Source organism: Rhodococcus sp. YH3-3, assembly GCF_001653035.1.
Lineage (GTDB): Bacteria > Actinomycetota > Actinomycetes > Mycobacteriales > Mycobacteriaceae > Rhodococcus_F > Rhodococcus_F qingshengii.
Map to the genome: position 1 here is coordinate 23,847 of NZ_BCWH01000008.1, position 5,496 is coordinate 29,342.

Sequence of the window (5,496 nt, forward strand, 5' to 3'; positions counted from 1 at the left end):
GGTCGACCAGGCCTGCCGGAGGCTCCGGCTCCCGACCATGCGGGCCCTGCTTGGCGACGCGGTCGCGGCGGCGAACAAGGACCAGTTGACCTACACCGGATTCCTCGCCGAGCTGCTCCTGGCCGAGTGCGACGACCGCGACCGTCGGTCCACCATCCGGCGCGTGAACGGCGCCGGGTTCCCGCGGAGCAAGTTCCTCGCGGACTTCGACTTCGACGCCAACTCGAACATCAACCCCGCCACCATCCACCAGTTGGCGACCGGCGAGTGGGTGCGGAAGGGCCAGCCGCTGTGCCTGATCGGGGATTCCGGCACCGGCAAGTCTCACCTGCTCATCGGCATGGGGACCGCAGCCGCGGAAAAGGGATTCCGGGTAAAGTACACCCTCGCCACGAGGCTGGTGAACGAGCTTGTAGAAGCAGCCGATGAGAAGCAGTTGGCCCGCACGATCGCTCGTTACGGCCGCGTCGACCTGCTCTGCATTGACGAGCTCGGCTACATGGAACTGGACCGCCGCGGCGCCGAACTCCTCTTCCAGGTCCTCACCGAGCGAGAGGAGAAGAACAGCGTGGCAATCGCGTCCAACGAGGGCTTCGCCAAAGCGCACATGTTCGCGCGAATCTGTGCGTAGTCGCGCCGAAGTTTCACGGGTTCGGCAGTCGGGTGGGGGGCCTTGACCCCGCGGGTTGGACACGCTTGATCCTGGTCTCAGACCAGGGAAAGCGAGAAGATCTAACCCGATGGCAAAGAAAAATTACTCCGAAGAGTTCCGCCGCGACGCAGTCGAGCTGTACCGCGACACCGGCGGCGCGACCGTAGCCGGGATCGCCGCCGATCTCGGCGTATCCCACGGCTCCCTGACCACATGGCTGAGAAATGCGGGTATCCCGATCCGCAGACCCGCCGCCACCGCTCCGGGGCCCGGCACCGGCGAGACACCCGAGCAGGAAGCCGCCAGGCTCCGCGCCGAGGTCGCACACCTACGCGCGGAGAAAACCAAGCTCGAAACTGAGCGAGACATCCTGCGGTCGGCGGCCAAATATTTCGCCGGAGAGACGAATTGGTGAACCGCTTCCAGTTCGTTGCAGACCACTCCGACACCTACCCGGTGAAGCGGTTGTGCCAGGTCATCGATATCGCCCGCTCGTCGTACTACGCATGGATCAACGCCGCCGAGAAACGAGCCGCCCGGGCCGCAGCCGACGCTGAACTCGCCGACAAGATCCGCGCCGTCCACACGGTGGACAACACCTACGGGCGGCCCCGGATCACCGCCGAGATCAATCACGGACAACCCGCCGACCAGCGGATCAATCACAAACGGATCGCACGGATCATGCGCGCCAACAACATCGAGGGCCTGCGACTGCGCCGAAAACACCGCCCCCCCACCGCCGAACCAGCCGACACTCCGTCGCCGGACCTGCTCAACCGTGATTTCACCGCGATCGCACCGAATACCCGATACGTCGGTGACATCACGTATCTGCCATGCGGGGACAATGAGTTCTTGTATTTGGCCACGGTGATCGACTGCTTCTCCCGCCGCCTGGTGGGCTGGTCGATCGCCGAGCACATGCGTACCGAACTCGTCGAAGATGCCTTAGGTGCCGCAGCACTGACCCGCGGCGGTCTTGCCGGTGCAGTGTTCCACGCCGATCGCGGAAGTCAATACACCTCAAAGGGTTTCGCGATGATCTGCGCGGATTTGGGTGTTGCGCAATCGATGGGAGCGGTGGGCACGAGCGCGGACAATGCCCTGGCCGAGTCGTTCAATGCGACACTCAAACGCGAAACGCTGCAAGGCGCAGCCCGCTGGGAATCGCCCCGGGCGGCAAGGCTCGCGGTGTTCCGGTGGATCACCCGCTACAACACCCGACGCCGGCACTCGTACTGCAACTATCTCAGCCCTGCCGACTACGAAAACGCTCACACATCCGATAGCCTGCAGAAAGCCGCGTAATCACAAACCCCGTGTCCAGTTTCCGGGGTCAAGGCCCGGGGTCGACGAAGTCTGCCAGGTAGATCATGGCGGCCTCGGCGGTCATGCCGAATGCCGCGGCGACGAGCTTCGGATCCATGGTGTTGACCAGATCGATAAGGCGAGTGCAGCGGATCATCCGCGGGCCGAACCCGCAATCGTCGAGCACATGACTCAGATAGGCGACCGATGCGGGTGACCGTCCGGCCTTGGTCCCTTTGGTGACGATGACGTGCGGATTGGCGGTGCGCCAGGAGGCGCGCTGGGCCAAACAGCGCTGCACGATCGTCCAGCTCGCCGGGTCCATCGGGACCGGATGCGGTCGCTCGCCAAGCCTGACGGTCTGTCGAAGCGGATCGACATCGTCGCAGGTCAGCAGCCGGACTTCGCGACTGGAAGCGCCATGCAGCAAGGCGAGGATGCCGACCAGGGATTCATGCGGATGCACCAGCAGGTCGGTGGTCCACCGCTGGAACAACCGGCGTTGTTGCTCGAGAGTGAGCGTCCGGCCACGAAAACCCTTGGCTTCTTTCCTGTCCAGGCTCTTCGTCGGATCGACAAGGACCAGACGGTGACTGCGCGCGAATCGGAAAAACTGGCGCAGCACGGTGAGTCTTCGCTGGCGCGACTTCGGCAGGGAAACTAGGAACGCCTCGACGTCGCCGAGCTCGACGGTCGCCCAATCTTGTTTCCCGCGTTCACTGTTCAAGAACGAAGCGAAATCTCGAACGGCCGCCAGTGCGGCCTCTATGGTCGAATCGCTGCGGGGCAGTGTTCCGGCCCGGCGAGCACGGGCCTTGGCGGTAAGCATGAACTCGGCGAATCCTGCGATTGCCGGTCGCAGCGGTTCAGGGGCCGCTTCGATCCGCCGTTGCCGGCGGCCGGCGGCGAGTCGCTCGTTGTGGTCGGTCGGCATCGCCAGCCCGTGTTCGGTGAAGAAATCTTGCATCGATCTGGCCAGCGGACCCATGGAACGGCCTGAGCGGCGTGCCCTGTCGAGCAGGGACGGCGGATGATTGGAGTGCTCGTCGTCGAGCAGTCGCCCCAGCTCGGTGACCGCCACACACGCACGGCCTGGCGAATAGCCGTCGGCGAGACAGGTGATCAGGCCGGGCAGCCAATCCGGCGGGTCGGCAAGACGTGCTAGGAGATGTTCGCCGGCCACATGCGGCCGATCCGGATGGCGCTGCCAGCATCGCGAGCACATGCCGCGGCCGGCATGGCGACGCAACACGCCACAGGCGACGCAGACGCGCGGGGGCTTCTTCGAAGGGCGCGGCCTCGAACAGTGACCGCACCAGCCGGTGTCCACGCGCAGATACCCGGGTTTGCCGCACCGCGGACAGTCCTGTTGCCGAGCTTGCAGGTCGGCTTTGCGTTGGCAGCCCCGGCACAACACGGCCTCCGCGAAGCGGACCTTGTGACCGCACTGCGCGCACCGGCGGGAACAAATCACGCAACGACCTGTCTCGACGACCAGCACCCTACTGCGGCTGCAGTCAGGGCACGGCTGCTTGGCGGCCGCGTCCTTGGCGCGGGCGGTGCACCGGCAGCACAGGTCGCGGCCGATGATGCCCACCGGTCCGCCGCACTCGGCACAGTCACGCTGGCGTTTACCCATGTTCTGCAATGACTTCCAGGTCGAAGCGTCACATCGGCGGAAGCGAGCGGCCGCGGGCGTTGACGGCTTGGCGCTGCGTCGGCGCCGGTCGAATTGGCGGATCGGCAGGACGCTCGACGGGAGTGGCGTCGATCTCGAACAAGTCGTCCGGAGTGCATTGCAAGGCAGTGCACAACGCGATCAGCGTCGTCATCTTGATCTGGGTGGGTTCCTTGGTGAACAGCGCCGACACCGACGCCGCCGACATCTCCAGCCCGGCTTTGTCTGCCAGCAGCCTGCGCAGCTCGGTCCCGGTCCACACTTCGCGTTGGGCCGCGGCCATCCGCAGTCGCCACTTGATCCTCACGCTCGCTCGTCCTCTCCGCTGAGCTCGGCCAGGGTGGTGGTCACCGCGCGCCGATACGCGTCCTCGATGAAGGTCGCCGATGGCCGGACATACCGCATCGTCGATCCGACGGTCCAGTGACCCAGAAGCTGTTGGATCGCAACCAGATCCACGCCACGCTCATAGTTGTGGGTCGCGCACGCACGTCGCAGCGCATGCGGGCTGAACCGCTCCGAACGCGGGCGCCCTTCGAGCTCCATCAGATATCGCAGCCGGTTGCGGATCGTTCCACGATGCAGCGGCCCGCCGGACTCGTCGGCGAACAACACCGGCGAGTCCGGGAACTTGGGCCGCACGTCGGTCAGGAACCAGCGCAGCACCAGGTCCAGACCGTCGAGCATCGGAACCCATCGCGGCCGAGGACCGGACATCCTGGCGCCCTTACCGAAGCGGACATGAAGTTTGCCGAACGGACCACGATCGAAATGCACATCCGGAAGGTCGAGCAGCGCAGCCTCTTCCGAGCGCAGTCCGGCATGATAGAGCGTCCGGAACAGCGCGTAGTCCCGAGCTGCCGGCCCATATTTTCGGGCGGTGATGATGCGCGCCTTCATGAACTCGAAGAACTCCCGCACGCGCTCCGGAGTCGGAGGCGGCACCAGCGCCGGCGAATCGTCGCCGACATGGCGGGAGGCGTTGAACTCATCCACCGGACAGACCAGCTTCACCCCGAACACGGCCTCGATCTCGGCTGCCTTGCGAACCTGGAGGAACCAGTGGAATCCCTTGAAGATCTGCACATACTCCCGCCGAGTCGACGGAGCACGGCCCGCGACTGCGAGGCTGCCGACGACTCGGTCGATGTCCTCGGCGGTGACTTCCCACGCCGGCCGGCCCAGTGCCGTCAGCGTCCGCTCGAGTAGCCCGATGTCGTTGTCGATAGTGACTGGGCTGAAGCCCCGAGCTCGCCAGGACGCGACGAAGGCGTCCACGCAGTTGCGTTGGAACACAACAGGATCTGACTCGATCGACTCTATCGGAACGACGTTGCCCGGGATCAGCCGCAGACCTTCGGTCATCAGCACACCTTCTTCACACCTGAACGATTAAGGTAGCACCTAATATAGACCGCTCACAGCTTGAAGAAGGCTAGAACGCGAAAACATGCTGAAGTCCCAGCGAGCTGCGGGTTTCCACGGAGACGAACAAGTGCCAACCCCAGATGGCTGGACCAAGACCTTCACGGACCCGCGCCTGTGCGCGGCCATCGTCGACCGCCTCACCTTCGGCGGCAACATCATCGAAACTGGTACCGACTCCTACCGGCTGGCGTCGACCCGGTCAGGGAACGCGTCGCGGTGACGCAATCAACCGAGCCTGTTTCGTGCGCACGCCGCACCCGGTGGGCTGTCACTGCGTGCTGTCCCGCGTGGTCATCGGGCGCCCCCGAAGGATCCGGCGGCGTCGCTGGAGAACCCCGAGCGCCAGCACTACCAGCGCAGACGCGGCAGCGAGCGCGCCGATGAGTGTCGCCCGTGTCTGGATCCAGCTGGAGACCACCGCGGAGAC

Annotated in this window: 6 protein-coding genes and 1 pseudogene; 4 read left to right on the forward strand and 3 right to left on the reverse strand. The window is 65.0% G+C overall.

The annotated features are described in order from the left end of the window. Both YH3_RS33985 and YH3_RS33995 read left to right on the forward strand, forming a co-directional pair. The coding region (locus tag YH3_RS33985; RefSeq protein WP_082920793.1) for an ATP-binding protein at positions 1-631 on the forward strand (631 nt) is incomplete at its 5' end. 109 nt (positions 632-740) lie between these two features. Continuing rightward, positions 741-1,963 (forward strand): IS3 family transposase gene (locus YH3_RS33995; RefSeq protein WP_154100399.1). Its coding sequence is split into 2 segments (ribosomal slippage): positions 741-1,047 and positions 1,047-1,963, totalling 1,224 coding nucleotides; the frame shifts between segments, so codons are not numbered across the junction. Positions 1,964-1,991: 28 nt separating this feature from the next. Here the strand turns inward: YH3_RS33995 and YH3_RS34000 are convergent. Beyond that, positions 1,992-3,146 carry an integrase gene (locus YH3_RS34000; RefSeq protein ID WP_238592788.1) on the reverse strand — a complete coding sequence of 385 codons (1,155 nt, stop codon included), beginning with the start codon at positions 3,144-3,146 and terminating at the stop codon, positions 1,992-1,994. 123 nt (positions 3,147-3,269) lie between these two features. Here YH3_RS34000 and YH3_RS37050 point away from each other — a divergent pair, with 123 nt between their 5' ends. Continuing rightward, complete coding sequence (locus YH3_RS37050; protein WP_073513720.1) at positions 3,270-3,614, forward strand: hypothetical protein; 345 nt, start codon at positions 3,270-3,272, stop codon at positions 3,612-3,614. A gap of 16 nt (positions 3,615-3,630) precedes the next feature. Here the strand turns inward: YH3_RS37050 and YH3_RS34005 are convergent, their stop codons facing one another. Further along, the gene (locus YH3_RS34005; protein ID WP_064445096.1) at positions 3,631-3,948 is read right to left on the reverse strand and encodes a helix-turn-helix transcriptional regulator; all 318 of its coding nucleotides are present in this window, start codon (positions 3,946-3,948) and stop codon (positions 3,631-3,633) included. Then, entirely contained in the window at positions 3,945-5,006 is a 1,062-nt protein-coding gene (locus YH3_RS34010; RefSeq protein WP_064445106.1) for a site-specific integrase, read from the reverse strand. The genes YH3_RS34005 and YH3_RS34010 overlap by 4 nt, the downstream gene beginning before the upstream one ends. Positions 5,007-5,151: 145 nt before the next feature. On the opposite strand from YH3_RS34010, the pseudogene YH3_RS34015 reads away from it, so the two are divergent. After that, a pseudogene (locus YH3_RS34015) lies at positions 5,152-5,289 on the forward strand (ATP-binding protein); the annotation flags it as partial. Positions 5,290-5,496 lie beyond the last annotated feature (207 nt).

Bases quoted from the DNA above. Each gene is read 5' to 3' on its own strand.
- YH3_RS34010 (WP_064445106.1), bottom strand. From the start codon at position 5,006: ATGACCGAAGGTCTGCGGCTGATCCCGGGCAACGTCGTTCCGATAGAG.